Source organism: Pseudomonas sp. JUb42 (assembly GCF_024807945.1).
Classification (GTDB): Bacteria; Pseudomonadota; Gammaproteobacteria; order Pseudomonadales; family Pseudomonadaceae; genus Aquipseudomonas.
Genome location: NZ_JANUFD010000012.1, coordinates 57,221 through 82,382 on the forward strand (window position 1 = coordinate 57,221; position 25,162 = coordinate 82,382).

Genomic DNA, 25,162 nt, shown 5'->3' on the forward strand with positions numbered 1-25,162 from the left:
GTCTACCTGAGGGCAGGACGGGGTGAGTGGCCAACCGCTTCGATGTTAGCCGTCTACATCAACGCCCCGACTGTATCTGCTCAAGTATCTGGCTGTCGGTGATGTTCATGTCGTCCTGCAGCAGAAACATCTTGCTCAGTACTTCGGCCATTTTCCTGTCGGTGTCGGCGAATGGCAGGTAGAACTCTGTCGGGCTGGCGCCTGCGGGCACGATGCACAGGTAGTTGCCGGGCTCGATATGGATGGCGGCGCTGCCCAGGTGAATGCGGTAGTTCGCACGCTGGCCGGTGATGTACAGGAAATGCCCTTCACATTTAACGTTCTGCAGTCCCAACCCTTGAATCAACTCGCCGACCAGTTCGGCGCGTCGTTGCAGGGTTTCGTTGCTGGTGCTGTAGCCATCAGCTACGTGGGCCACGGAGACCAGCAGGTCGGCATCACGCATGACTTCTGAAAACAGCAGCGGCGGCACTTGCTCAAGGGGGATGGCTTTACGGTCGCGGTAAAAGGCAATCGTGTCGAAGGTAAAGTGTTCGGTTTCCGACAGGTAATGGCCGGTATCCAGGAAGTTGAACATGGCGTAGATGCCGTGCTCTTTGCTCTCGTAATAGATGTCTTCGACGCTTGAGGTCGACCAGTTGCGTACCTGCAGCAACCGCGCGGCAACTTTGCCTTTCAGGCGATGACCAGCAAACCGATTAGACCACAGGCCGGTTTCCCGCTCCGCAGGGGTCAGCAGATACAGCTCGCGAAAGGCCTGCTTGAACGGCTGCACACGTTGATGGCTGACAATTTCCCGCTGCCAGGCCGACAGTTGTCCGGCTGCGAACAGGTGAAAGGGGTGGGCGATGCGCAGGTGCTTTTCGGCAACGTGTCGGCGACCTTCATGATCGGTGACCGTCAACGTTGCGGTATCGAGCCAGCCCAGCGCAATGTCGTCGGCCTGCATGATCAGTTGAGTAAGCAACAGGCGCACCGCAGGCATTTTCAACAATGGCCTCAGTTCGTCCAGGGCCAGGGTTTCACCGCTGCTAATCATCGCTTCCAGGGCGCGGCAGAAGCGTGCGATCTGCTCCTTGAGCTGGGTCTGCCGGGTTTTCAGCGCGACGAATTCAGCACTCTTGCGAATCGCGGGTGGCGCAGTCTTGAGCGTCTTCCCGGCTTTGCAGATGTGTAACTCCGGCGACAGACCGTCGATCACCAGCGTGACGTCATAGCCATCAATGGTGCAGGCCGTCAGGGCTGATTCGGCGATCTCCGATTCCATGGCCCATTCCAGGCGTATCGCCGAAGGATAGCCGGCGACACGCGCCAGGTTTTCCAGGCCTGCCTGCACCGCCGCCTGGGAATTGGCCTGTCGTTCAGCGCCGTACTTGCGCACCTCCTTGTGCAGTTTCTTGAGGGTCAGATAGCGCTGGCGCACATCGTCCGAATCCGTGACCGGCAATACGCCGTAGGTGCGCATTGCCGCCTGTGCATGGCGGGTCAATTTCTTTTCCAGGGCGGCCCGGCCGATGCCCTGGTAGGCGTCGAGCAGCACGCGGGTGGCGGGAAACGCCCAGTGCGACGGTTCCAGTGCAGCCAGGTATTCACGCAGGTGTTGCGGGTCGGCTTCGGTCAGCGCCTTGTCCAGCAGGTAGCGGTCCACCACACCCACGGTTTCGTCGAGTGTATTGGGCAAATCGCTGCCCCAGCCGGACCGGGGCGCGAGCGCAATGTTCAGGTACTCACGCTGGAAGGCCTGCAGATCACTCCAGCCGAGCGCGTCGAGGATCACTCGGCTGGCTTGCCCGGCATAGGGCAGGGCCGTCAGCAAGGTGTTTCTCGAAAAGCCACTCAGCGCCGCGAGCAGTTCTGCCGATTGATCCTTGGGCGATGCCTGAAGCAGCAGGAAGCGCTCGAGCACCGTGGCCGTGTCGGCGAAATTGTCGAAAAAGGTATCGGGTGTCATGCCCAGTCGTTCGATGACTGCCAGGGCCTGCAGCAACCAGCGGGTCTGATACACCTCTACCGAACGGAAGGTGTCAGCCAGTTTTTCGGCGTTATCGGGCAGCCCGGCCAGGGCCTCCTCGACATAACGAAGAGTGAAGCTCGCCAGTTCGGGATGCACTGCTGCGGCGTCCTCCGTCACGAGAACCTCGCTGCCGGATAGCTCACCGTCAAGATCGAGGTCCTCAGCCTCTGGATCCTCGTCGTTTGAATCGTCCCCGGCGAATTCTTCATTGGCGTAGCGCCTCAGGTCCACATCATCGCTGTCCAGCCCGGCGTCATCGGCATAAAACAGCATGGCGCGGCCCCAGGTATTGGCTGCCCGGCTAAAGCGAGGGTAATCGAGCCGACCCGCTTCCAGCAGGCCCAGGGCGATGCGGCGGATTTCCATGTGCACATAGATATACGCATCAGCCACTTTCCTTTGCCCTTCATCAGGCGGGGAAGGCGGTTGCACACGGTTCCAGCTGCCGTCCAGCAACCATTCGGCGAAGGTCTGCCAAGCCGGGGTGGGCGGATAGTTGCTCAGGCGGTTGATGCACGCCTGAACATCGGGGAAGGCCCAGGCATGCTCCGGGCTTCTGCGGTAGTAGCCAGGGCCGTCATCGTCAGTGGGCAGTGGGTAATCACTGTCCTCGAACGCAAATAGCAGCATGTGTTGAAGCCTTGCGCAGATCTGCTCCAGTGCATACTCATCCGGGTGAGCGCTGATCCACGCATCGCAGAGGCGATACAGCAGGCCGTAGCGCTGCTGATCGCGAAGGTCCTCCAGGTCGTCCCAGACGATGGGGAATACCAGGCCATCAGCCAGCGCCTTGGCGCCTTCTAGTGGATGCTGCCTGACCCAGTCATCGGCTATGCGCAGCAGGTCGATGCCGTCCCAGAAGTCGGGCGCGAACTGGTCATATCGGTGGAATTCGGGATAGGTATCCAGCACCTTGTCACAAAATGCCCGCAGCGCAGCGAGACGTGTGGCTTGTTCGGGCACAGGACGGCGTGATTGCATGATGGTTTCCGAGGGCGTGGACGATGAGGGTTAACCGCCAATCAGTGGCATCAGGCGGATAAACGCGAGTTGTGACGTGGCGTTCAATTCAATGGATTCATCAAGGTTGTGCAGCATGACGCCGTTGTGCAGAACGCGAAACGCACGGGTTTCAAAGCCCTGCAAGGCTCGCTCGACCTCAGCGCTGACATCCGGGGCTGCAGAGGTGGTGGCCTGAGGCATGACTATCGCGCCTGCACTGGCCTGCTGGAGAATGTCCCGCTCGCTGAGGTACTGGCGGTCGAGCACTTCGCGTACAGACCGTTGTTCCAGCCAGTGCCGGACTGACAGCGCGGCGATCTGTTCGGCAACGGTCAAGCGAATGAGTTCGGCGACCGTGAGGGTCGATGAAGTCGGTGTCACGCTGACAGGGGGCAGCAGAGGTTCCTGGCGTGCGCCTTTGAGGCAATAGCTGTGAACCACGATATCCATAACGCATTCCTTGCAATGCCAGACAGATGGGCGCACGGCACACTTGCACCCACCTGCGAGTCTGCCTGATTGCGCGTTATGTTTTTGCCACAGCGTGCGCATTATTCAGAAAATCAGCTGAAGAACCTGCTGAAAAAGGGCGGTTGATCTTCGCGCCCATGGATAAGCTGCAGGCTGCGTCGATCAGCCCTGCGGTGAATCCGGTCGCACCGCAAGAATCTGTTCCACCATCCACGCCAGCGCAGGATCCCTCTGCCGTTGCGCCACGTACACCAGTTCCAGATGAAATGAGCCGACATTGAACGGCAGGTCGAACAATTGCAGCGGCAACAGCCGGGCAAATTGATTGGCCAGTTGGGTCGGCAGAACCACGCATAAATCCGAGCAGGCGGCCAGGTGGGCGGCTTGCAGGTAGTTGGGCGTGGTGTAGACGATCTGTCGGGTCAGCCCTTGTTTGCCCAGCCACTGGTCGACCATGCCTCGGGTCTGACCGCCGTGTACCCAGATATGTCGCAAGCGCAGGAAGGTGTTGAGGTCCAGGCCGGCTTCGGCCAGGGGATGGCCCGTGCGCAGGGCGATGCGCAGGGTTTCACTGTGCCAGGAGCGGCGAGTGAAACGCGCCGGCACGTCTTCGAAGCGGCCCAAAACCATGTCCAGTTCGCCACGGTCCAGGGCGTCGGCGGGCAGGGTCGGGGCCAGATGGGCGATATCGATGCGCAGGTTCGGTGCCCGATCCTGCAGACGAACCAGTAGCGGCGGCATGCATAGTTGCTCGACGAAGTCGGTGACGGCGATGCGGATTTGTTGCTGGCTCAGGTGCGGTTCGAAGGCCTCGCCCGCGCTGAGGGTTTGTTCGATCTGCTGCAGGGCTGCGCGTATCGGTCCTTCCAGCGCCAGGGCCCGGGGCGTGGGTTGCATATGCCGGCCTATTCGCACCAGTAATGGGTCGTCGAACAGCAAACGCAAACGCGCCAGTGAATTGCTCACGGTGGGTTGGCTCAGGGCCAGGCGTTCAGCGGCCCGGGACACGTTCTGCTCGCGCAGCAGCATGTCCAGCACCCGCAGCAGGTTGAGGTCGAAGTTCTTTAAATTCAAATGACAAATACCAGGCATATGAAAATGAAATTTCAAAAATAGTAGGCCTCTGCTTAGGGTGGCGGCAATTCTTTCTTCCCTGACGCAGGAGCCGGCGATGAGTGAGCAGTTCAATGTGCAGCAGGTTGCCGTGATTGGCGCCGGGACCATGGGCCGAGGCATCGTCATCAGCCTGGCGGGCAAAGGCATCCCGGTGCTATGGCTGGACAACAATCCGCGCTCTGTAGAGGCGGGTCTGAAGATGGCCGAGGAAACCTGGGCGCAGCAGGTGTTCAAGGGGCGTATCAGTCAGGCCGAGGCAGAAAGTTTCCGGGCACAGATAACGGCGGTGGATGATTACCCGGCCCTGGCCGAGGTCGATCTGGTGATCGAGGCGGTGTACGAAAACCTTGAGCTCAAGCAGGACATCTTTCGCACCCTCGATAAAACCCTCAAGCCCCAGGCCATTCTGGCCAGTAATACCTCGGCCCTGGATATCGATGCCATCGCCGCCGTCACGCAACGGCCAGAGCAAGTGCTGGGCCTGCATTTTTTCAGCCCTGCGCACATCATGAAGTTGCTGGAGGTGGTGCGTGGTCGGCTGACAGCGGCGGCGGTCCTGGAAACGGTACTGGCACTGGGGCGGCGCATCGGCAAGGTGACGGTGGTGGCTGGCAACTGTCAGGGCTTTATCGGCAACCGCATGCTGGCGACCTACGTGGCCGAGGCGCGCAAGATGCTGCTTGAGGGCGCTTTGCCCAAGCAGGTGGATGACGCCTTGCAACAATACGGTTTCGCTATGGGCCCGTTTCGCATGTACGACGTGGTGGGTATCGACCTCGAATGGCGGGCGCGGCATCTGGCCGGTGCAGGCATGGACGATCCCCTGGTTCAGGTCGACAACGCCCTGTGTGAGCTGGGGCGCTATGGCCAGAAGTCGCAAAAAGGTTACTACCGCTATGCTGAGGGCAGCCGTCAGGCCGAGCCCGATGCTGAAGTCGATGCGCTGGTGCTGGAAGTATCACGGGGCCTGGGTTTCCGTCGTCGCGAGATCGACAACGGGGAAATCCTCGAGCGCTGCCTGCTGGCGCTGGTCAATGAGGGTGCGAAGATTCTCGAAGAACAGATTGCCGACAGCAGCCACGACATCGACCTGGTCTACCTCAACGGCTACGGCTTTCCCGAGGCGGTCGGTGGTCCCATGCGGTGGGCTGATAGCCAGGGCCTGGCGCAGATAGGCGAGCGTCTGGACAGCCTGCACACCCTGTTCGGCGAGCACTGGCGGCCCGCTGCGCTTATTCGCCGTCTGGCCAGGGACGGTCTTGGCTTTGCCGATTTCAAGGAGGCACGCAATTGAACTATCAGGCACCGCTGCGGGATATGCGTTTCGTGCTGCACGAACTGTTCGACATCGTGGGTCACTGCGAGCGTCTGGGTAATGGCCTGGATCGCGAAACTATCGACGGTGTGCTCGAAGAGGCCGCGCGTTTTACCGCTGAGGTCATTGCGCCGCTTAACCGCAACGGCGACGAGCAGGGTTGCCGACTTAGTGACGGGCAGGTCAGCACACCGGATGGCTTTCGTGAAGCCTATGGGCAGTTCGTCGCCAACGGCTGGGCGAGCATGACCGGCCCTGCGGAATACGGCGGCCAAGGCTTCCCGCAGCTGATGTCGGCGAGTTTTCACGAGATGCTGATGGCGGCATCGCTGTCCTTTCGCATCTACTCTGGCCTGACCGAAAGCGCAGTGCTGGCGGTACACCGGCATGGCAGCGAGTTTCTCAAGCAGACCTATCTGCAGAAGATTGTCAGCGGCGAATGGACTGGCACCATGTGCCTGACAGAAGCCCAGGCGGGCACCGACCTGGCCCTGTTGCGCACCCGCGCCACGCCTGAGGTCGACGGCAGCTACCGGATCAGCGGCAGCAAGATTTTCATCAGCGGCGGCGATCAGGACCTGACGCCCAATATCGTGCATCTGGTCCTGGCCCGTTTGCCTGATGCCCCGGCTGGCGTCAAAGGCATCAGCCTGTTTCTGGTGCCGAAATTCATCCCCACCGACGACGGGCAGCCGGGCACGCGCAACAGCCTGAGTTGCGGCGCGCTGGAACACAAAATGGGCATCAAGGGCGCTGCCACCTGCGTGATGAACTTCGACGATGCCCGAGGTTGGCTGATCGGCGAAGCCAATCAGGGCCTTGCGTGCATGTTCACCATGATGAACGACGCGCGTTTCCAGGTTGGCCTGCAGGGCCTGGGTATTGCCGAAGCTGCGTTTCAGGGCGGTCTGGCTTATGCCCGTGAACGCTTGCAGTCCCGTGCGCTCAGCGGGCCAGTGGCGCCGGAAAAACCGGCTGACCCGATCATCGTTCATCCCGATGTGCGGCGCATGTTGCTGACGCAAAAGACCTTGAGCGAGGGCTGCCGTCTGCTTGCGGCGTACACCGCCCGGCAACTGGATCTGGAGCGTGCCGATAGTGATGAGCAGGTGCGGGAAAAGGCCGGCAAGCGCGCCGCGTTGCTGATTCCAATGGTCAAGGCGTTCTTCACCGATGCGGGCCAGGAGGCAGCCAGCCTGGGGGTGCAGATTTATGGCGGGCACGGTTATATCCGCGAGTGGGGTATGGAGCAGTTGATGCGCGACAGTCGCATCACCCAGCTGTACGAGGGCACCAATGGCATTCAGGCGCTGGATTTTATCCGGCGCAAGGTTTTGGCCGATAACGCGGCCGAGTTGCGCGCATTGATCGGCGAATTGGCCGGTGAGGTGGAAACAGCCGCTGCCTATCCGGCCCTGGCGGGAATGCAGGCGGCGGCGCGGCAACGACTCGGGGAATGGCACGGGCTGGGCGTCAATGTAGTGGAAAGTTGCCAGCGCGATCCCCAGGAAATCGGCGCCGTCTCGGTGGATTTCCTCGCTTACTCCGCCTACGTCGTGCTCGGTTGCCTGTGGTTGCAGGCTGCCGTACGGGCCAGTGCAGCCCTGGCGGCGGGCAGCAATGAACCGGCGTTTTATCAGGCCAAGCTGCAGGCCGCCGACTTCTATTGGCGCCGGGTCCTGCCGCGGGCCAGCGGTCACCGCGAGGCGCTGCTGGGCGGCGCTCAATGCCTGATGGCAATGGACGAAGCCGATTTTGCCTTCTGACCCACTAAAACCAACAACAAGGAATCGCCATGAGAGAAGCCGTCATCCTTTCCACCGCGCGTACGCCGATTGCCAAGGCCTTTCGCGGCGCGTTCAACCATCTGAAATCACCGAGCATGGCCAGCATCGCTATTAACGCAGCGGTCGAGCGTGCCGGTGTCGAGCCTGGGCAAATCGAAGACCTGATCATGGGCACGGCCTTACCCGGCGGCACGGCCGGCTGGAATCTGGGGCGCATGGCCGCATTGGCGGCGGGTTTGCCCCACAGCGTCAGTGGCCAGACCATCGATCGCCAATGTGCTTCGGGCCTGATGGCCATTGCCACGGCGGCCAAACAAATCATCTGCGATGGCATGGACGTGGTGATCGGCGCAGGGCAAGAACAGATCAGCCTGGTGCAGAATCGCAGCATGGAGTGGGCGTTCAGTGAGCGCGACCCTCAGGTCGAACGCCACGCGCAACACGCCTATATGCCGATGCTGCAGACGGCCGAAAATGTCGCCGCCCGCTACGGCATCAGTCGCGAAGCCCAGGACGCGTACTCCCTGCAATCGCAACTGCGCATCGCCGCCGCACAGCAGGCCGACCTGTTCGCCAACGAAATCGTCCCGGTGACCGCCGATAAACAGGTGGTGGATAAAGCCACGGGTGCCGTCAGTTTTGAGCAGGTGACCCTGACTCAGGACGAAGGCAATCGCCCGCAAACCACTCTGGATGACTTGAGCAAACTCAAACCCGTGGTTGAAGGCGGGGTGATCACTGCAGGCAACGCCAGCCAGTTGTCTGACGGTGCCAGTGCCTGTGTGCTGATGGATGCCCGTCTGGCCGAACAGCGCAATCTTGTGCCATTGGGCCTGTATCGCGGCATCGCCGTTGCCGGGCTTGCGCCGGAAGAAATGGGTATCGGCCCGGTGCTGGCGATTCCCAAGCTATTGAAGCAGCACGGCCTGACCGTGAACGATATCGGCCTGTGGGAGCTTAACGAGGCCTTTGCCTGTCAGGTGCTGTACTGCCGCGACAAACTGGGCATCGACAACGAGCGCCTGAACGTTAACGGCGGCGCCATTGCCATTGGCCACCCCTATGGCATGAGCGGCGCGCGCATGGTGGGTCATGCCTTGCTGGAGGGCAAACGGCGTGGCGTCAAGTATGTGGTGGTGACCATGTGCGTGGGGGGCGGCATGGGGGCGGCGGGGTTATTTGAGGTGTTTTTGTAAATTGGAATGAGCGCTCTGTAGGGATCCCGCCCTCGTCTTCGTAGCTGCGCTGTTGGGTAGCAAAGACTTGGCAAGAGGCGGGATAAATCTGCCGGGTGCGAATTTGTGGGAGCGAATTCATTCGCGAATGCGGTAGATCCGAGGATGAAAATGCCTTGGCTGTACCGCCCTCTTCGCGAATGAATTCGCTCCCACAGGGTTTCGGTGATTTAGCAGGTTTTTGTTGTTTGATATGAGCGTGAGACCGTTACTGCTGTTCGGGCAACGCATAAACCGCCTTGGCGGAATCAAAAGGCACATCGAACTCGTCGACTTTCTGCTCGCCATTGAGCTTGATCACATGCAGCGGGAACAGGCCTTTGGCGGTGTCGTCGGCCTTGACGCTGATCTGGTAGCTCACGCCAGGGTTCTCTTCGCCCTGGGTCTGGGGGATGCGGCTCAGGTTCTTGAAATCGCTTTTGACCGGCATCAGCAGGCTGAAGCTGGCGTTGGTCACCCCTTGCCAGGTGCCGCCGGAGGTGAACAGCCATGCGTGCTCCCCGGCATTGTTGAGCTGCACCAGCTGGATATCGCTGCAACCGCATTGCCCGGCAAAACCCACAGCCATCTCGCGGTCCAAAGCCTTGTAGATCCAACCCTGGGTACCGCCTAGGCTGACCTTGAACACGCCCATCAGCCCCGAGTCGGCCTGGCTGTAGCCGTAGTCCGGGTTATCGTTGATGTCGGTAGCATTGACGGCGAGCACGTACAACGTGCTGACGCCTTTTTCTTCCACGACCTGGGACTTGAGCGGGCGCATGCAGTATTGCGTCAACTCGGCGTTCTCGTTCCGGTACGAGTGCGCCCAGCACTTGTGCGTGGCGTCGTAGGCGCCGTGGTACTGGTCGGCCATGATTTCCCGAATGACACTGTCTGTATCGCCAGCCGTTGCTGCGCTTACGGGGGCACACAACGCCGCTAATGCAGCCATCAACAAGACGCCTGGGGATGAGCTGATTTTCACTGTCTTACTCCGGCCATTACAACGAATCATCTTTGATACGGTACAACATCCAGCAATCCTCATGACGGAAGAACAACGTCAGTTGGTAATCGGTATCGGCCTTGCTCAGCTTGATGCTGACCTGATCCGTGGCACTTACTGTTTTGCTCAGGCTCAGACCCTGCTTGCGTTGTTGCTGTTCATTGGGCAGCAACGGGAACGTGATCTGCGCCTTGTCCAGTTGCCGTGAGACCGGAGCCGGTTCCGGCTCGGCCTCGGGATCGATGGAATCGCTCTGCAGCGGGACGCTGACAAAGGCCTTCTGCACCGCGACGTCATTGGCGAAGTGCTTGAAGAAACTGTCGAAGTCTTGGGCAGGGCAAGCCACCTGCGCGGCGCTTGCCGGCGTCAGGGGCAGGGCGATCAACGCGCTGAGGAGTATCTGGGCGAATACTGTTCCGGGCGTCTTCATTGCAAGGCTTCTGCCCATTTCTTCTGGATCTGCGCGGTACGGGCCTTGTAGGCCTTGGACAGGCAGGCCGCGTCGCTGCACTTGCCTGCCAGGGCCGTACGCCACTGGTACTGTTCCTTGCCCATGGGATCGATGCGTTCACCGGTATCGCCATCGGTGCCAGTGGTTTCATCCCTGACCGACTGCACCAGGTCGAGCATGCTCTGTTCCTGGGTTTTGAGATCGTCGCTGGCACAGGCGATGGTTTCCAGTTTGCTCAGCTTGGCAGGCTGTTCATCGCAGCGTTGGGCAAAACCAAATCCGGGAATGCCGCCTTCGGCGTGGGCCAGCGGCGTTATTGTCGTGACGGCAAGCAAGAGGGCGCCTGAGGCTGCGCCGAGAAGCGTGCGTGAGAAGAAGGAGGTATGGGCAGTCATTGAGAGTCCATTCGTGAGTCGGGTGTGCCTGCAAGTCAATGGCGCGATAGCACGCAGTGGCATTGACCAGATCGCGCTGAGCGAGCCTGCGGGAGGCTGTTTTAGTTATGTTACAAATCCTCTATCTTTGTCGGCAACTGGCAAATCTGGCTAAAGGCGAGAGTGTGAACAGCTTTGCGAATTTCCAACTAATAGATCCATTGCTTACTGGCTATTTGATATCTAAAGGACGTATTCGATGAGACATCAGGTTCTTGCAGCGTTATTGGCGGGCATTGCCCTGTTGCCTGCTTTAGCCCAGGCCATGGATTGCAAAAAAGCCACGAGCAACATTGAACAGCTTATTTGCGCCGATCCACGTCTGGTGACCGCCGACGCGGCCATGGGCAAGGCCTATACAACGCTGCTCAAGGCCACCAACGACACGGAAATCCGCGCCATGCTGGTCGCCAGTCAGCGCCGTTGGGTGGCGGCACGGGACAGCAGTTTCGGTGATCTGGACAACAGTACCGATGGCCAGACCGGCGAAGGCTTCAGCAAGGAGGATCAGCGCAATATCGTGCTCAAGGCGATGCAAGGGCGCACCAGACAATTGGGCGAGCTGGCCAAGAGCGGGCAGCCCAGGCTGATCGAGACTGCACTGCAACAGCGTGCCTTTGCCGGTCGTTTCAGCGGCGGCCCGTTTGCCGGATTCTCGGCCTCCTGTGATTTCCTGCCGCACTCGGGCGAGTATGACTACGCCTGCTTCGGCACCCATTTCTATCAGCACCACAACCGTGTTTGCAGCGTCACTCAGGACTGGGCCAGCGGCAGTGTCTATGAGACCCGCGCCGTGGCTGATGTCGTCGGCGGCAAGATGAAACCGGTCGCCACCTGCAAGCCCGGCGAAACCGAATGTGCGCCCCAGGACTGGAGCGTTGAGCCGGGCAGTCTGGATGCCGACACGCAACGCACTTACGCGCAGCAGGGCGCAATGACGCTCAGCAAGCTGGACGCCGAAGTGGTTGAGGACGATGACACCCAATGGCTGCAAAGCTGCCTGACCGAGCCGAATTATCCGGCCAGGGCTACCGCGAAATAATCGCGGGTTTGAGGTTATTCCGGCATCCCCGGTTCGGCGCCGCCGGACGGCCTGCTGTGCAGAGTCGATTTGATGCAGCGCAAATCGCGAGTCTCGTAGGTGTAGTTGGCTTCCATGTGATCGCCGACTTTCATCCGTGTGCGCCAGCCTATGGTGGCCTGGTACTCGGCGCTGTGTTTGCCGGTGCGGCGCAGACCCGGGCCCTGCAGATTGGTTTCGACGATGGCGCCGCTATCCAGGCGTTGGGGGCTGCTGGCCAGGTTTTGGCGATCATCGCGATCCTGCTGCTGCAGTACCGCCAGGCAGGCACTGAAGCTGGCGAATTTCTGTGGCGGCATATCCACGGGCCAGATATGCGCGCTGGCCTGGGCTTCGCCGAGGGACAGTGCACCGACGAGCAGGCACAAGAGCTTGCAGCGTAAAGGCTTCAAGGGATCTTCACCGCTGTCATGGTGATCGAGAAGGTCTTGTCGGGCTCCTTGAATTGCTCGCGGTTTGCCTCGCCGGTAATCCCGGTCGGGGTAGGGAATGGCTTGAGGTAGAGCTGGTTGGCAAAATAGCTCACGTCGGAAAGCTTGCCTTCGATCATGTCCTTATGCCAAATCGCGCCGCTGAAGATATTGCCCTTGACCGTCGGACCAAAACTCACCGCCACCATTGACCAGTTGCACACACCCTCGTGGTAGTAGTCCTCATCCAGATACATGTCGGCGTAGAAGTCAGCTTTCCAGGTATTCGGCCCGACCTGGGTGAGTGTTAACGGCAAGCGCTTGTAGGGCGCCAGCGCCGCGCCGCTGATGGGTGTCAGGGGCACGCAATGGCTGTTGGTCACGGAGTAATCGACGGTCGCGTCGATACTGTCGTACGGCCCCGGCACATCCTGCAGGGTCATGGTCAGCTGGTAATGCTCATGCCGCGCCGGGTTTTCCTTGATGTCCGGGGGCGGGATCTGCCGAAAGCACCCGGAGAGTGTCAGCAGGGCAACCGCAGTCGGCAGGGCAGACAGCCTCATCACGCACCTCCTTGCTGGGCGCGGGCGGCGGCATCACGCTCGTTGAGACGCTGGATGGTTTCGTCACGCACTTTTTGATAACGCGGGGCGAAGTGCGGGAGCAGCAGGCGCGACCATGAGGTGATGATCTTGCTGGCTTCCTGAGGGCAACGCGCGGCGCGGTTCTTGGGCAGCAGGCCATTTTCGACGATGGACGAGTAATACTGCGGGTCACGACCGTAGATCATGCACAGCAGGTTGTAATAGCGCTGTTCGTTCAACGAATGCTCGTCCGAGAACGCGCTGTTATCCGGCGTGCCGTTTTCCAGTGAGGCGTTGGTCTTGAACCACAGGGCAGTCATCGACAGCACGCGGGTGAGTTGTTCGGCGGTTTCGCTGTCGCTGAAATGCAGCAGGATCATGCTCGCCGCCATCTGATCGACAGCGTCTTCCTCGCGTCCCGTTGCAGGCAGATCCAGCAGGTCGATAAAGGCATGCCCGGTTTCATGCAGCAGGATAAAGCGCAGGTTGTACTTCACGTACTCGGCGAGAAACATCGGGTCATGGTTGGTGTTGAGCTTGTCGGCCTGATGCAGCAGGTAGTCGACCAGTTCGTAGCACAGGTAAATAGCCGAGTCCTTCGGGCTGTAGAACGCGTTCACTGCGCCGCACTCGGTGCCCACGTAATGCAGGGTGCGTGGCATCACGAACAGGCCGTCCATCGCATCGATTTCAAGGTTGCCGACCAGCAGATCGGCGTCGCGGGTAAAGCGATAGGCATCTTCAAGCTTGGCGCTGCGCGGGGCCTGATAGGTGTAGGAGAAGCGCGTGCCCTTGCCTTCGGAAGGGTCGTTGGCGTCCTGAGCGTCGCGCTGGGCCTGGCGGGTCGGCATTTGCGTCGGCTGTTGTGCGGTCTGTTGCGCGGGCGCAGGCCGTTGCCCGTTTTGTCCGCCGCCATTGCCTTGAGCTGCCGTGCCTTCGGATTGACGTTTGGCCGCCTGGGCCAGGGCCGACAGGGTTGAGTAGTTCGGTTCCAGGTTGGGGCGAGGAATATCGAAAGGTTCGAAACTGTTGGAGATCAGCACCGCCATCGGCTGCATGTCCGAGTCCAGGTCGTTGTTCCAGACCAGGTCAAAACCGCGGATCTGATCGCCACGCTGTTCGTAACGGCTGTAGTACTTGTTGTTGCCACGGTCGCCGGCAGTGATGAACAAATCACCCTTGCGGAACTTGTACGTGACATGGGACTGGCTGTCGTTGTTCAGGTCCTCGTAGAGGGTATCGATCCGCCGCGGTTCGGCACCCGGAACCACGACCAGCTCCAGGGATATTCTTTTGTCTGCCGAATCGAGGTCCACCATATTGGTGTCCTTGGGGCTGGTGATGACGGTCAGCACCTTCGACGGATAACCCAGGGTAATGCCGGTCTTGGGGTCGCGAATGGTCTTCCAGCCGGCCTTTTCCCGGGTATTGAGCGCCGAGCCGCCCAGATGAACGGCGAGGTCGGCATCCAGTTGGCCGGTGGCGGGTTGGTTGAACTTGCGCTGAATAACGGCAATCGCGTCACGAGTGCCTTTGCCGAAGCTGCCATCAATCCAGCCGTTATAGACGCCGAACCAGACCAGGCTTTCCTGGATCAGCTTGCGCTCATCGAGATTCAGCAGGTCTTCGATGCGGTCGCTGCCTTCATTGGCATAGGCACTGGCAGCGGCGGGGGCATACGGATTGACGGCGTAAGGATTGGCGGACGGTGTAGTGGCCGCCTGGGAGGGCAGGGATAGCCCGCAGAGTGTCGAAACCGAAGTGAACAACGCTGCGCGCAGCATGCGACTTTTCCAGCTACTTGCGCAGCCAGACACAACCGTCCATGTCGTCAATGGAATAGCCCCCAGGCATGTTTAATTATGTTACAAATCTTCTAATGCTTTGCCGGGGACTGTCAAACTAGCGAGACACAGAAGTGTGGAGTTCAACACACTAATGCGCGCACGGTCAGGAGCGAACTTGTTCGCCAGACGGTATTTCAAATATCAACACAAGCATCTGAATGCCCCGCCTCCTCGCGAATAAGTTCGCTTCTGCCACCCTTGCAATGGTTATTGATGCAAGAGTATTGGCAACTTGCCATCACCGAGAAAAAACGATAAACGGTCGTGCAAGTCAGGGTGTTCTTAAATGTCAGAGCCCCTTCAATTTCTCTTTCTCAACGGCAAGATCCACTGCACTCAAAGGCACATATCCTTCAGCCGACGCCGTCTGCTGGCGGACCAGTGCCTGGTCTTGCATTATTTTCGATGCCGGAGCTAAAAACGCAGGGTGGTGGACAGCATCAGTTGCCGGGGATCGCCTACGGAGACCATGTTGCTGTTCACGCTGGACGGGTAGTAGCGGGTGTCGAACAGGTTGTTGACGTTCAATTGCAGTTGCAGCGGATGGCTGGCTACACGCAGGTCATAACGGACAAAGGCATCCATTACCGTGTAGGCGGGCAGGTCGAAAGTATTGGCCGGGTCGCCGGGGCGCTCACTGACATAGCGGGGGCCGCCGCCGACACGCAATCGGTCGTCCCCCAGCCATTGCCCGAGATCGTGGCTCAGATAGAGCGAAGCGCTTTGCCGGGGTACGTTTTGCAGGCGATTGCCCTTCAGGCTTGGGTCCTTGGTGACCAGAGCATCGGTGAAGGCGTAGGCAGCCATGACTTCCCAGGTATCGCTCAGGCGCCCGCCGAGTTCGAACTCGACGCCCCGGGAATGCGCTGCACCGGCATTACGGCTGACCGGCAGATCGTTGACGGTCTCACTGACGAGAATGTTGCGCTTGCGGATGTCGTAGATCGCGATGCTTGCCGACAGGCCATTTTGCTCTTCGTACTTGATACCGCTTTCCCAGGCCCTGGCTCGCTCGGGTTCTATCGCCGAGTCGATGATCTGCACGGAAGAGGCATTGAGCGGTGCGATGCTCGAGTTGGGCTTGAGCGATTCGCTGTAGCTGACATAGGTCGACCACTGCGGCGCCCAATGGTAGACCAGCCCTGCGCTGGGTATGAACGCACTGCCGTTGATATCGGTATTGGCATGGAAGGACCGACCCCGGCCGGCATATTGGTCGTAGGTCAGCAAGCGCCCGCCAACGATGGCGATCCATTGTTCGTTGAGGTGGATGGAGTCCCTGGCATAGAGCGCCTGCGTACGCAGGCGGTCGCTCTGGTCACTGTCGCTGGCTGAAACCCTGGTCGGCGCAGCATCCTGGCCGTACAACGGGTTCAGGTAGCTGAACGCAGTGGTACTGGGTTGGCGGATCAGGTCGCTGCGAAAGTACAGGCGGTGTTCGTCGACGACGCCGAACAACAGGTCATGTTTCATAGCGAGAAAATCGTGTTCGCCGGATAACTCGGTATAGATCTGCCGATCATTGCTGTCGGAGTCCAGTGTGCCGTCGAGGCTGCGGGTGAGAGTGCCCGTGGCCGCATTCACGCCGGTAATACGCACCTGATAGGCGTCATAGCTTTCCTGGTTGTAGCTGGCGGACATGCGCAGTTGCCACGCGTCATTGAGCCGATATTCATAGTCCAGCTTGGCCAGTTGCGAACGTCCGCGCATGTCGTTGAAATGTTCGTCCAGGCGCCGATCGTAAGGAATATCGAGTACATGCCCGGTGACCGGATTGATCGCCGTGCCCCGGTCGAATGGGGTCACGTACTCGCGGCTTTCGAGGGCGAGGCGAACCTCGCTCTGTTCGCCGTACCAGGCCAGGGACGGCGCGACCAGGTCCTCGCGGTGCACACCGTAGTTGCGCCAATAGGTTTCGTCCTGATGGTCGAGGATCAATCGATAAGCGAAGCCTGACTGACCCAGGGGGCCGGTGCTGTCCAGGGTCACGGTGGAACCGTCGCGACCCTGGGCGAACGCGGAAATTTTGCTCTGCAACTCGTTCTGCGCCCGCAGCTCAGGAGTCTTGGACACCACATTGATCATTCCGCCGGGATCCTGAATCCCGTAGAGCAGGGCGCTCGGGCCTTTGAGCACCTCAATGTGATCGGTGGTGGCGTTGAAATTGCGGCCCTGGATACTGGTCATGCCATCGCGCAGGATCGAGCCGTCGCGGTTATCACCGAAGCCGCGCTTCATCAGCGTGTCCTGGGTGCTGCCGAGGGTATTGCCTTGGGTCACGCCGCTGATATTGCGCAGGGCGTCGTCCAGATTGCGCGGTTTCTGGTCCTGCAACACGGCGTTGGGCACCCGGCTGATGGCCTGGGGCTGTTCGATCCACGGGGTAGCGGTATGGCTGATCTGGACCGTCGGCTCGGGTTGATAGCCTTCCCGGCCCTGACTGCGGATGTCCAGATCCTGTAACTGGATCACTTGACCCTTTTCCGCCGTTGCGCGAATGGCAATCGTCTGAGCGTCGAGTCGCTGCCAGGCAAAGCCGGAGGTGGCGAGAAGCCGGGACAATGCTTGCAGCGGCGTCATGCGACCTTCGAGGGGCGGGGCTTGCCAGGCTGCGATGCTGTCGTCGTTGTAGGCGATGTTCAGCCGGGTCAGCCGACTTAACTGCGCCAGGCTGTCAGCGAGGGACTGGGGCGGCAGATCGAAGTCATAAAGGCTGCCGGATTCAGGTAGCGGCGCCGTGACAGGCAGGGTGTCGCCCAGGCCCGTACAGCTCCAGCTGTTGAGAGTCGACGCCAGCAAGAATGTCAGTAACCGGCGTCGCATAGAGGCTAGCTCTTCTACATCACAAAGATGCGAATATATCTCATTAGCGTGCTGGCGTGAATGCCTGTTACCAGATCACTACAGTGCCGCCCGGCAGGCGCTTGAGCGAGAAGCCCAGCAGGGACTGCATGGCCATGAGAATGGCCTGGGGATCCTGGGTGGTGAAATCGCCGCTGACGGGCCGTCCGGCCAGTTCATGGTTGAGCAGCACGATGCGCTCCGGGTAATAGCGCTGGAGCACTTGCAGGGCATCCTTGAGCGGCTGTTGGCGCAGGCTTATCCGGCCCTCACGCCAGCCGAGTGCCTGTTGCGCGTTGACCATTTCCAGGTTGCCAAGGCCCTTGGCGCCGAAACCCACCCGCTGCCCGGCAGTCAGTTGCTGTTGCGCATGGCCGACGGCATCGACGCCGACGCGGCCCTGTTCGACGGTGACCTGGGTGTTTTCCGCGCCCAGGCGTACTTCGAACTGAGTGCCGAGGACGCGCACATCGCCGTCGCCGGTGCGGACAACGAACGGTTCGCCGTTGTGAAACACATGGAAATACGCCGCCCCGCGAGTGAGGCGGATATCCCGATAGCCCGCGCCCAGGGATACGGAAATAGCGCTGTCGCCGTCCAGTGTCACTTCGCTGCCATCGGCCAGTACCAGCGATTGCACCTGGCCGGGAAGCGTGTGGTAGTCAGCCAGGGCGTTTTCCATCCAGCGCTCGGGCCGGGTGGTGATGCTCAGGGTAATGGCGATGACGACGGTCGCGGCAATGGCGGCAGCCGCGGCCTTCAGGCGCCGCCGACGTTTGCCCAGGGCATGCTGCTGCACGTAGGCATTGAGGGCGCTGGCGTCCTCTTTGGCGATACGGGCGGCCGGTGCCGCCGTCAGCAGCCACAACTCCCTGGCCTCGGCGAAAGCCTGGGCGTTGACGGGATCATCGGCCAGCCACTGTTCGAGTTGGTGTTGCTCGGCGGCAGGTAGCACCCGGACATCCAGGTACTGATTGGCGGGACGCGACGCCAGGCGCGAAAGCCACGACAGGGCGGTGTCCTCGCGCTGCTTGGCCGAGGTTGGGCTGACCAGTTTCATCGTTATGCCTCTGGCCCCTGTTGCCGGCGTTTGCACGCCTGGAGCGCGCGCATCATGTGCTTTTCGACAGCACTGACCGACAAGTCGAGGGTGCTGGCGATGTCCGTATAGCTCAGCCCATGAATTCTGTTGAGAAGAAAGATATGGCGCGTTCGCTCGGGCAGTTTACGCAAAATCTCTTCGATTTTGTCGAGTTCGCGGCTGGCGTCTTCGGCGTCCTCCAGCATCGACTGGCGTGTCTGGATGTCTTCGCTCACCAGAAAGGGCTCGGCCTTGAACTGGGTATTCTGAGTGCGCAGATGATCGATCGCCAGGTTGCGAGCGCTGCGCATCATGTATTGATCGAGGTTTTCAACCTGCACATCGCGGCGCCGCCAGAGTCGGATGAACAGCTCCTGGCAGAGATCGGCGGCAATCGAGCGGCATGACACCCAACGCTGGAGACGCTTTTCCAGCTGCGGTTTTTGCCGCAGGAAAGTGTCGAGCACGTCTTGCGAGCCCGCGCTGCCTTGGCGTGGCAGTTCAGTTCCGCTGTCGTTGGGTGGGGAGGGCATGCGCATGGGGGCTCGGAGGCAGGACAAGGCCGTGCGCGAATGTTACAGGTTCTCGTTATCATTTGGAAATGTGGTGTTGCGCAGGCACATATGGGACCGGCTTTAGCCGGGAAGGCGTCCTGGCTGCTTGAGAGACAGCGGTGAATATACCGGCCTCTTCCCGGCTAAAGCCGGTCCCACAGATATCATTGCGACTAGCTACTTAATTGAGCGTCTTCCTCTTCCCGCCGGTCCGCCTCAAACAATTGCGCCAGCTCTGCACGGGCTTCAACCGCCGTCTGCATGACCTTGGCCTCATCGTCGTAGACCAGATGCTGGGCGTTGAGCACCTGTTCGTCGTGGCGCTTGAAGCGGTCGATACGGGCCTTGGCCTGTTCTTCGCTCAGGCCCAGGCCAACCAGGGTGCGGCGACTCATCTCAAGGCTTGAGTAGAAGGTCTCGCGAATCGCCTGGGCGTCCAGGTCCATCAGGCGGTGCACATGCTGCCGGTTACGGGCGCGGGCGATGATCTTCATGTGCGGGTAGAGCTTGCGCACCAGTTCTGCGGTCTTGATGTTGGTGTCCGGATCGTCCGTGGCGATGACGAAGTATTCAGCCTGATCGACCTTGGCCGCACGAAGGATTTCCGGGCGCAGCGGATCACCGTAGAACACCGGGACATTGCCGAAGCTGCGGGTGAACTCAATGGTTTCCACCGAGGTGTCGAGGGCGATAAAGGGAACGTTCTGGGCGCGCAATATCCGCGAAACGATCTGGCCCATACGGCCCATTCCGGCGATCACCACGCGCGGGGTATCGCCGTCGATGGCGCGGTATTCGTCCGGCACTTCCCGGGCGGGCACCGGCTTGGGCTTGATCAGACGGGAGATGGCCAGCAACAGCAGCGGCGTCATGGCCATGGACAGGGTAATGGTGAGGACCAGGGTGTCATACAGACTGGCATCGAACAGGCCCTGATCGCGACCGATCTGGAAGACCACGAAGGCGAATTCACCGCCTGCGGCGAGGACCAGACCCAGACGCAGCGCGCTTTGCCGACCCAGTCCCCCGGCCAGACGACCGATAAAGAACAGCAGCGGCAACTTGATGGCGACCAGCAGCAAGGTCAGGCCGATCACAGTCACCGGCGTATTGATCAACAGGCTTAGGTTGGCGCCCATGCCGACACTAATAAAGAACAGCCCCAGCAGCAGGCCCTTGAAGGGTTCGATCTGGGCTTCCAGTTCGTGGCGGTATTCCGAGTCGGCCAGCAAGAGACCTGCGAGAAAGGCGCCAAGCGCCATGGACACGCCGACCAGATCCATCAGCCATGCCGTACCGATGACCACCAGCAGGGCCGTGGCGGTGGAGACTTCCTGCAACTTGGTCTTGGCCACAGCACGAAACACCGGGCGCAGCAGATAGCGTCCGCCGACCACGACAATGGCAATGCTGCCCAAGACCCGCAAGCCGTGAGTCAGGCCGTCGCTGGTACCGGGCTCGTGGGTGGCGCCGGCCAGCAACGGGACCATGGCAATCAAGGGGATGGCCGCGATGTCCTGGAACAACAGAATGGCAAAGGCCAGGCGGCCATGGGGCGCGTTCAGTTCCTTGCGCTCGGCGAGGCTTTGCAGACCGAATGCAGTGGAAGACAGCGCCAGGCCAAGGCCGAGGACCACGGCGCTGTTGAGTGGCTGGCCAAAGGCGAGCAGGGCCACGCTGCCGATGACCAGACCGGTCAACAGCACCTGGGCCAGGCCGACACCGAACACAGCCTTGCGCATCACCCACAGGCGTTTGGGCGACAGTTCCAGGCCAATGATGAACAACAGCAGGACGACGCCCAGTTCGGAAATATGGCTGACGCTCTGTGGATTACCGATCAGGCCCAGTACCGATGGGCCGATGATAACACCGGCGAACAGATAGCCGAGTACGGCGCCCAGTTGCAGGCGTTTCGCCAGCGGGACAATCAGAACAGCGGCAAGCAAAAATACAACAGCGGCCCCCAGCAGGCTCTCTTCATGGGGCATTGTGAACTCCTTGGTCTAGCGGATAACGGGCAAGCGATGGGTCGAACAGGGGGGCATTAAACCATGTGAACCTTGCAGATCTGCGTTCCAGAGGCTCTGCTGTCGGTCAATGGGTGGCGTTTTTTTGGGTTTTTTTGTCGGAATGTGCGCAAATCTGCGCAGGGGGGAGCTAACGCACAGGTGTGTGTCAGGTGCTGCTCATCGCGTAATATGGCGCATCGACGATTTCAGGAAATGTCCGCAATGACCAACAAGCAGCGTTTGATGTACTCGATTCTGATCGCCCTTACCGTACTTGCGATCATGCTCGGTCTGTCCCATTTGCAGAACAGCGGTGTGATTACCGAAGAGACCTTCAAGTACATCGCCGTGTCCGTGGCGGTGCTGGTGGTGGTGATCAATGGCTTCATGCGCCGCAAGGTCAAGCCCTGAGCGCATCGGCAGAGCCTGCGGGTTCGGTGGTTATTGCGCCTTCGAACCTTGCAGTGATTGCCAGGCCAGGGGATGCAGGCTGTAGCTCTTGTCCGCGTTCATGTGAATCACGCCCTCGTCACACAGGCGCTTGAGCACCTCGCGTACGCTGAGAAACGACATGGGAATATCCAGCTTCAACAGCTGGTTGTGCACACCGCGCACGCCCAGTGGATGGCCTGCTTCGCTGGCATGAACCAGAGCATCCAACACCTTCAGACGCACCAGACTGGTACGCAGGCCGAAGCGTTTGAGCAATTGACGAATATGGTCGTTGCCCGGGCGATCCGTGCCCTGTGTTGGCGGCAGCGGCCGGGCCGCTGTGGTGGCTTTGCGATGCAGCAAGGTGCGATTCATTAACTGCCAACTCCTTATTCGACTCGATTCAAACGACCTGCTTTCAATGAACGAATGAGGGCTGCAGTCATTCAGTGTTTATTGAAAATAAAGGCTAATACGAGTCATATTTTTATGCGTCTCATTCTCATTAAATCCGGCTTGGCGGTTTTGTTCAAGACCGACATTAGGATGAGATTTGCCCGTGGCATTCCAACGAGTGGCTTTACGGCGCATGCGGACCTCTCTAGGCTCTGGCTTTTCTGCAGGAACGGCCGCGCGGACGTCCTCGCGGCTAACGTTGCTCCTGCGAGAGGAAAGGGCCAAATCAGAGAGTCTTTTTAGAAAGGAAGAGATCAATGAGTACGCGGATCGAGCTGACGAATCAGCCGACAGAGGAAGATTATCTGGCCATCCTGACGCCGTTGCGTGCTTATAACGCATCCCAGGCGGGAGACGCGGGCGCGGAGAAATTCGCCCTGCTAGTGCGGGACGAACAGACCAATGAGGTGCTGGGCGGCTTGTACGGCAAGTTGCTGTATCGCTGGATGTTCATTGAGTTGCTGGCAGTGCCTGAGCAGGCCCGTGGCCAGGGCACCGGCTCACGCCTGATGGGTATGGCCGAAGACCTGGCGCGGGAGAAAAACTGCGTGGGTATCTGGCTCGACACCTTTGACTTTCAGGCGCCGGATTTTTACCGCAAGCACGGCTTCAGCGAATTCGGCCAATTGCAGGACTATCCGCCGGGCCATCAGCGCCTGTTTTTCCACAAGCGCCTGGATCAGTAAGAGCCTGAGGGCGCTATTGCAATTTGGCTCCTATCAAACAAAACGCTACAGGCAGAATTGGTACGCGATTCCGCAGGACCGGCTTTAGCCGGAGGGGACTTGAAGCAACTGATGCTCTCCCGGCTAAAGCCGGTCCTAAGGTCAGATATCAGCGACGGAATGTGCCCGGCCAACCGGTAATGGTCTTCGGCCGGGGCTTGGCGTAGGTGCGTACTTTCGAGGTGGACAGGCCCAGGCGTACTAGGGATTCGGCCAGCATTACGGCAGCAGTGACGCCATCGACCACCGGCACGCCGGTGCGCTGGCGGATCTGCTCGTCGAGACCGGCCATGCCGCCGCAGCCCAGGCAAATAACCTCGGCCCTATCGTCCTTTACTGCCCGCTCAGCCTGAGTGACGATGGCTTCCACGGCGCGCTGTGGATCTTCCTCCAATTCCAGTACCGCCAGGCCGCTGGCCCGTACCGAGGCGCAGCGCTCGAACAGGCCGGCCAGTTTCAGGCGATCCTCAATCAACGGCACCGTGCGGTCCAGAGTCGTCACCACCGAATAGGCGTGGCCCAGCAGCATGGCCATGCTGGCACCGGCTTCGGTGATATCGATCACCGGCACGTCGAGCAACTCCTGCAAGCCTTCGCGGCCATGCTCGCCGTAGCCAGCCTGGATCACCGCGTCATAGGGCTGGTCGTAGGACAGCACGCGATCCATGACGGCCAGGGCCGCCAGGTAACTCTCGAAATTGCCTTCCACCGATTCGGCGCCGAAATGCGGGGTAAGGCCGATGATCTCGGTGCCGGGCGCTGCCACCGAGCGCGCCTGGGCGGCAATCGCTTCGGTGATGGATTCTGTGGTGTTGACGTTGACGACGAGAATACGCATGCAGGGTCCTTGATGAGCGGCGGCAAAGCCTGGCAGTTTACCTGTTTGTCGGCGGGCAGTACTCTGCGTGCTGGCTTTTACCTGGCTACTTCTTGCGCCGCGCCGCGCTGCCATTTCCCGATCATGACCCTGGAGCTTCAGATGTCTGCACCCCGCGACAATGCCGAGACCCATAGCCTGTCTTTCGATGAACTGGCAGAACTGTTACGCCAGGTTTTCCTGCGTCACGGCACCTCGCCGGAGGTTGCCCAGGTCTTGTCGCAGAACTGCGCCAGCGCGCAGCGTGACGGCTCCCACAGCCACGGCATTTTCCGTATTCCGGGCTACCTGTCGTCCCTGGCCAGCGGTTGGGTCAGCGGCACGGCAGAGCCGAAGGTCGAGGATGTGGGTGCCGGGTTCATCCGGGTCGATGCGGCCGGTGGTTTTGCCCAGCCTGCGCTGATGGCGGCCAAAGAGTTGTTGATCGACAAGGCCCGCAGTGCCGGTATCGCCATTCTGGCCATTCGCAATTCCCATCACTTTGCTGCACTCTGGCCGGATGTCGAGCCCTTCGCCGAAGAAGGGCTGGTGGCTCTGAGTGTGGTTAACAGCATGACCTGCGTTGTGCCCCATGGTGCACAAAAGCCGCTGTTCGGCACTAACCCGATTGCGTTCGCCGCGCCGCGGGCCGGTGGTGAACCCATTGTCTTTGACCTAGCGACCAGTGCCATTGCCAATGGCGACGTGCAGATTGCCGCGCGGGCAGGGCGCATGTTGCCAGCGGGCATGGGCGTGGATCGCGCCGGTCAGCCGACCGAAGACCCCAAGGCCATTCTCGACGGCGGAGCGCTATTGCCTTTTGGAGGCTATAAGGGCTCGGCGCTGTCGATGATGGTGGAGCTGCTGGCTGCTGCACTCACGGGGGGCAATTTCTCCTTCGAGTTCGACTGGTCCAAACACCCCGGCGCGCAAACGCCTTGGACCGGGCAGTTGCTCATCGTCATTGATCCGAACAAGGGCAGCGGCCAGAGTTTTGCCGAGCGCAGCGAAGAGCTGGTGCGGCAGATGCACGGGGTCGGTCAGGAACGCCTTCCGGGTGATCGTCGTTATGTGCAGCGCGCCCGGTCGCTGGTTGAGGGCATCGAGATCAGCAAGACCGAATGGCTGCAATTGCGTGAACTTGCAGGCGACTGATTGGCTCGCGACGACAGCGGCCAGCGAAGACTGACCGCTCGTCGTCTGAGCTCTTGCGCTGGCTTCCTCTTCAAAATACTGTATGCATACACAGTATATTGAAGAAGGAGTTTCCCATGTCCCTGAATCAGCTCCAGACCCCGCCGAATCGCGTTTCCCGCGCCCACGAAATGCAACGCGAGGACTTCCTTGCACTGGCCAGTGCGATCCAGCGCTTCCAGGCAGCCGAAGCCCAGGCGACTCTGGCTATTGTCGGTGCGCAATACGGTTATGAACGGCCCGCGAGCCCTACTAGCAACCATTACAGCGATTCCTGAT

Annotated in this window: 24 protein-coding genes; 8 read left to right on the top strand and 16 right to left on the bottom strand. The window is 60.2% G+C overall.

Annotated features, from left to right (window positions below):
• Window positions 1-58: 58 nt before the first annotated feature.
• The 3 genes from M2401_RS22595 to M2401_RS22605 form a co-directional block, all read right to left on the bottom strand.
• A complete protein-coding gene (locus tag M2401_RS22595; RefSeq protein ID WP_259106069.1) occupies window positions 59-2,995 on the bottom strand; it encodes a DUF4132 domain-containing protein in 2,937 nt (978 codons plus the stop codon).
• Window positions 2,996-3,025: 30 nt separating this feature from the next.
• Entirely contained in the window at window positions 3,026-3,466 is a 441-nt protein-coding gene (locus M2401_RS22600) for a hypothetical protein (protein WP_259106070.1), read from the bottom strand.
• A gap of 183 nt (window positions 3,467-3,649) precedes the next feature.
• Entirely contained in the window at window positions 3,650-4,579 is a 930-nt protein-coding gene (locus tag M2401_RS22605) for a LysR family transcriptional regulator (protein WP_259106280.1), read from the bottom strand.
• Window positions 4,580-4,658: 79 nt separating this feature from the next.
• Here M2401_RS22605 and M2401_RS22610 point away from each other — a divergent pair, with 79 nt between their 5' ends.
• The 3 genes from M2401_RS22610 to M2401_RS22620 are packed head-to-tail and all read left to right on the top strand — an operon-like array spanning window position 4,659 to window position 8,901.
• Window positions 4,659-5,897, top strand: a complete 1,239-nt coding sequence (locus tag M2401_RS22610; RefSeq protein ID WP_259106071.1) for a 3-hydroxyacyl-CoA dehydrogenase — start codon at window positions 4,659-4,661, stop codon at window positions 5,895-5,897.
• A complete protein-coding gene (locus M2401_RS22615; protein WP_259106072.1) occupies window positions 5,894-7,684 on the top strand; it encodes an acyl-CoA dehydrogenase C-terminal domain-containing protein in 1,791 nt (596 codons plus the stop codon). Before M2401_RS22610 ends, M2401_RS22615 begins: the two co-directional genes overlap by 4 nt.
• Window positions 7,685-7,713: 29 nt before the next feature.
• Entirely contained in the window at window positions 7,714-8,901 is a 1,188-nt protein-coding gene (locus tag M2401_RS22620) for an acetyl-CoA C-acyltransferase (protein ID WP_259106073.1), read from the top strand.
• Window positions 8,902-9,148: 247 nt separating this feature from the next.
• Here the strand turns inward: M2401_RS22620 and M2401_RS22625 are convergent, their stop codons facing one another.
• From M2401_RS22625 to M2401_RS22635, 3 genes are read right to left on the bottom strand one after another with little or no spacing between them, the layout of a single operon-like run.
• The gene (locus tag M2401_RS22625) at window positions 9,149-9,871 is read right to left on the bottom strand and encodes a hypothetical protein (protein ID WP_259106074.1); all 723 of its coding nucleotides are present in this window, start codon (window positions 9,869-9,871) and stop codon (window positions 9,149-9,151) included.
• 49 nt (window positions 9,872-9,920) lie between these two features.
• On the bottom strand, window positions 9,921-10,355 hold the full coding sequence (locus tag M2401_RS22630; RefSeq protein ID WP_259106075.1) for a hypothetical protein: 435 nt from the start codon (window positions 10,353-10,355) through the stop codon (window positions 9,921-9,923).
• Window positions 10,352-10,771, bottom strand: coding sequence for a hypothetical protein (locus M2401_RS22635; protein ID WP_259106076.1), 420 nt, complete (start codon window positions 10,769-10,771; stop codon window positions 10,352-10,354). The genes M2401_RS22630 and M2401_RS22635 overlap by 4 nt, the downstream gene beginning before the upstream one ends.
• 238 nt (window positions 10,772-11,009) lie before the next feature.
• Here M2401_RS22635 and M2401_RS22640 point away from each other — a divergent pair, with 238 nt between their 5' ends.
• Window positions 11,010-11,852: a lysozyme inhibitor LprI family protein gene (locus M2401_RS22640; RefSeq protein ID WP_259106077.1), complete on the top strand. Its 843-nt coding sequence runs from the start codon at window positions 11,010-11,012 to the stop codon at window positions 11,850-11,852.
• 14 nt (window positions 11,853-11,866) lie between these two features.
• Here M2401_RS22640 and M2401_RS22645 read toward each other — a convergent pair whose 3' ends face one another.
• The 7 genes from M2401_RS22645 to M2401_RS22675 all read right to left on the bottom strand — a co-directional run bounded on the left by M2401_RS22645 (window position 11,867) and on the right by M2401_RS22675 (window position 21,199).
• The gene (locus M2401_RS22645; RefSeq protein WP_259106078.1) at window positions 11,867-12,283 is read right to left on the bottom strand and encodes a hypothetical protein; all 417 of its coding nucleotides are present in this window, start codon (window positions 12,281-12,283) and stop codon (window positions 11,867-11,869) included.
• Window positions 12,280-12,864 (bottom strand): hypothetical protein, encoded by a 585-nt coding sequence (locus M2401_RS22650; protein WP_259106079.1) that lies wholly within the window; start codon window positions 12,862-12,864, stop codon window positions 12,280-12,282. The genes M2401_RS22645 and M2401_RS22650 overlap by 4 nt, the downstream gene beginning before the upstream one ends.
• Entirely contained in the window at window positions 12,864-14,669 is a 1,806-nt protein-coding gene (locus tag M2401_RS22655) for a DUF4344 domain-containing metallopeptidase (RefSeq protein ID WP_259106080.1), read from the bottom strand. Before M2401_RS22655 ends, M2401_RS22650 begins: the two co-directional genes overlap by 1 nt.
• A gap of 477 nt (window positions 14,670-15,146) precedes the next feature.
• Window positions 15,147-17,555, bottom strand: coding sequence for a TonB-dependent receptor (locus M2401_RS22660; RefSeq protein WP_259106081.1), 2,409 nt, complete (start codon window positions 17,553-17,555; stop codon window positions 15,147-15,149).
• Window positions 17,556-17,622: 67 nt separating this feature from the next.
• Window positions 17,623-18,633, bottom strand: a complete 1,011-nt coding sequence (locus tag M2401_RS22665; RefSeq protein WP_259106082.1) for a FecR family protein — start codon at window positions 18,631-18,633, stop codon at window positions 17,623-17,625.
• Window positions 18,634-18,635: 2 nt separating this feature from the next.
• Window positions 18,636-19,193, bottom strand: a complete 558-nt coding sequence (locus M2401_RS22670) for an RNA polymerase sigma factor (RefSeq protein ID WP_259106083.1) — start codon at window positions 19,191-19,193, stop codon at window positions 18,636-18,638.
• A gap of 188 nt (window positions 19,194-19,381) precedes the next feature.
• On the bottom strand, window positions 19,382-21,199 hold the full coding sequence (locus M2401_RS22675) for a monovalent cation:proton antiporter-2 (CPA2) family protein (RefSeq protein ID WP_259106084.1): 1,818 nt from the start codon (window positions 21,197-21,199) through the stop codon (window positions 19,382-19,384).
• A gap of 243 nt (window positions 21,200-21,442) precedes the next feature.
• On the opposite strand from M2401_RS22675, the gene M2401_RS22680 reads away from it, so the two are divergent.
• The gene (locus tag M2401_RS22680; RefSeq protein ID WP_259106085.1) at window positions 21,443-21,631 is read left to right on the top strand and encodes a hypothetical protein; all 189 of its coding nucleotides are present in this window, start codon (window positions 21,443-21,445) and stop codon (window positions 21,629-21,631) included.
• A gap of 30 nt (window positions 21,632-21,661) precedes the next feature.
• Here the strand turns inward: M2401_RS22680 and M2401_RS22685 are convergent, their stop codons facing one another.
• Entirely contained in the window at window positions 21,662-22,027 is a 366-nt protein-coding gene (locus M2401_RS22685; RefSeq protein WP_259106086.1) for a Fe2+/Zn2+ uptake regulation protein, read from the bottom strand.
• 78 nt (window positions 22,028-22,105) lie between these two features.
• Entirely contained in the window at window positions 22,106-22,243 is a 138-nt protein-coding gene (locus tag M2401_RS22690) for a hypothetical protein (protein WP_259106087.1), read from the bottom strand.
• A gap of 122 nt (window positions 22,244-22,365) precedes the next feature.
• Between M2401_RS22690 and M2401_RS22695 the strand changes: the two genes are divergently transcribed.
• The gene (locus tag M2401_RS22695; RefSeq protein WP_259106088.1) at window positions 22,366-22,794 is read left to right on the top strand and encodes an N-acetyltransferase; all 429 of its coding nucleotides are present in this window, start codon (window positions 22,366-22,368) and stop codon (window positions 22,792-22,794) included.
• 148 nt (window positions 22,795-22,942) lie between these two features.
• Here the strand turns inward: M2401_RS22695 and M2401_RS22700 are convergent, their stop codons facing one another.
• On the bottom strand, window positions 22,943-23,671 hold the full coding sequence (locus tag M2401_RS22700; RefSeq protein WP_259106089.1) for an aspartate/glutamate racemase family protein: 729 nt from the start codon (window positions 23,669-23,671) through the stop codon (window positions 22,943-22,945).
• Window positions 23,672-23,812: 141 nt separating this feature from the next.
• Here M2401_RS22700 and M2401_RS22705 point away from each other — a divergent pair, with 141 nt between their 5' ends.
• Together M2401_RS22705 and M2401_RS22710 are read left to right on the top strand one after the other, a co-directional pair.
• Entirely contained in the window at window positions 23,813-24,844 is a 1,032-nt protein-coding gene (locus tag M2401_RS22705) for an Ldh family oxidoreductase (protein WP_259106090.1), read from the top strand.
• 116 nt (window positions 24,845-24,960) lie between these two features.
• Window positions 24,961-25,161: a hypothetical protein gene (locus M2401_RS22710; protein ID WP_259106091.1), complete on the top strand. Its 201-nt coding sequence runs from the start codon at window positions 24,961-24,963 to the stop codon at window positions 25,159-25,161.
• Window position 25,162: the final 1 nt, after the last annotated feature.

What these genes read in the sequence shown, in the direction of transcription:
- M2401_RS22690 (WP_259106087.1), bottom strand. Translation starts at nt 22,243, where the DNA reads ATGCGCCGTAAAGCCACTCGTTGGAATGCCACGGGCAAATCTCATCCT.
- M2401_RS22650 (WP_259106079.1), bottom strand. Translation starts at nt 12,864, where the DNA reads ATGAGGCTGTCTGCCCTGCCGACTGCGGTTGCCCTGCTGACACTCTCC.
- M2401_RS22710 (WP_259106091.1), top strand. Translation starts at nt 24,961, where the DNA reads ATGTCCCTGAATCAGCTCCAGACCCCGCCGAATCGCGTTTCCCGCGCC.
- M2401_RS22605 (WP_259106280.1), bottom strand. Translation starts at nt 4,579, where the DNA reads ATGCCTGGTATTTGTCATTTGAATTTAAAGAACTTCGACCTCAACCTG.
- M2401_RS22665 (WP_259106082.1), bottom strand. Translation starts at nt 18,633, where the DNA reads ATGAAACTGGTCAGCCCAACCTCGGCCAAGCAGCGCGAGGACACCGCC.
- M2401_RS22670 (WP_259106083.1), bottom strand. Translation starts at nt 19,193, where the DNA reads ATGCGCATGCCCTCCCCACCCAACGACAGCGGAACTGAACTGCCACGC.
- M2401_RS22630 (WP_259106075.1), bottom strand. Translation starts at nt 10,355, where the DNA reads ATGAAGACGCCCGGAACAGTATTCGCCCAGATACTCCTCAGCGCGTTG.
- M2401_RS22635 (WP_259106076.1), bottom strand. Translation starts at nt 10,771, where the DNA reads ATGACTGCCCATACCTCCTTCTTCTCACGCACGCTTCTCGGCGCAGCC.
- M2401_RS22695 (WP_259106088.1), top strand. Translation starts at nt 22,366, where the DNA reads ATGAGTACGCGGATCGAGCTGACGAATCAGCCGACAGAGGAAGATTAT.
- M2401_RS22600 (WP_259106070.1), bottom strand. Translation starts at nt 3,466, where the DNA reads ATGGATATCGTGGTTCACAGCTATTGCCTCAAAGGCGCACGCCAGGAA.
- M2401_RS22675 (WP_259106084.1), bottom strand. Translation starts at nt 21,199, where the DNA reads ATGCCCCATGAAGAGAGCCTGCTGGGGGCCGCTGTTGTATTTTTGCTT.
- M2401_RS22595 (WP_259106069.1), bottom strand. Translation starts at nt 2,995, where the DNA reads ATGCAATCACGCCGTCCTGTGCCCGAACAAGCCACACGTCTCGCTGCG.
- M2401_RS22610 (WP_259106071.1), top strand. Translation starts at nt 4,659, where the DNA reads ATGAGTGAGCAGTTCAATGTGCAGCAGGTTGCCGTGATTGGCGCCGGG.
- M2401_RS22700 (WP_259106089.1), bottom strand. Translation starts at nt 23,671, where the DNA reads ATGCGTATTCTCGTCGTCAACGTCAACACCACAGAATCCATCACCGAA.
- M2401_RS22640 (WP_259106077.1), top strand. Translation starts at nt 11,010, where the DNA reads ATGAGACATCAGGTTCTTGCAGCGTTATTGGCGGGCATTGCCCTGTTG.
- M2401_RS22680 (WP_259106085.1), top strand. Translation starts at nt 21,443, where the DNA reads ATGACCAACAAGCAGCGTTTGATGTACTCGATTCTGATCGCCCTTACC.
- M2401_RS22655 (WP_259106080.1), bottom strand. Translation starts at nt 14,669, where the DNA reads ATGCTGCGCGCAGCGTTGTTCACTTCGGTTTCGACACTCTGCGGGCTA.
- M2401_RS22625 (WP_259106074.1), bottom strand. Translation starts at nt 9,871, where the DNA reads ATGGCTGCATTAGCGGCGTTGTGTGCCCCCGTAAGCGCAGCAACGGCT.
- M2401_RS22685 (WP_259106086.1), bottom strand. Translation starts at nt 22,027, where the DNA reads ATGAATCGCACCTTGCTGCATCGCAAAGCCACCACAGCGGCCCGGCCG.
- M2401_RS22705 (WP_259106090.1), top strand. Translation starts at nt 23,813, where the DNA reads ATGTCTGCACCCCGCGACAATGCCGAGACCCATAGCCTGTCTTTCGAT.
- M2401_RS22660 (WP_259106081.1), bottom strand. Translation starts at nt 17,555, where the DNA reads ATGCGACGCCGGTTACTGACATTCTTGCTGGCGTCGACTCTCAACAGC.
- M2401_RS22620 (WP_259106073.1), top strand. Translation starts at nt 7,714, where the DNA reads ATGAGAGAAGCCGTCATCCTTTCCACCGCGCGTACGCCGATTGCCAAG.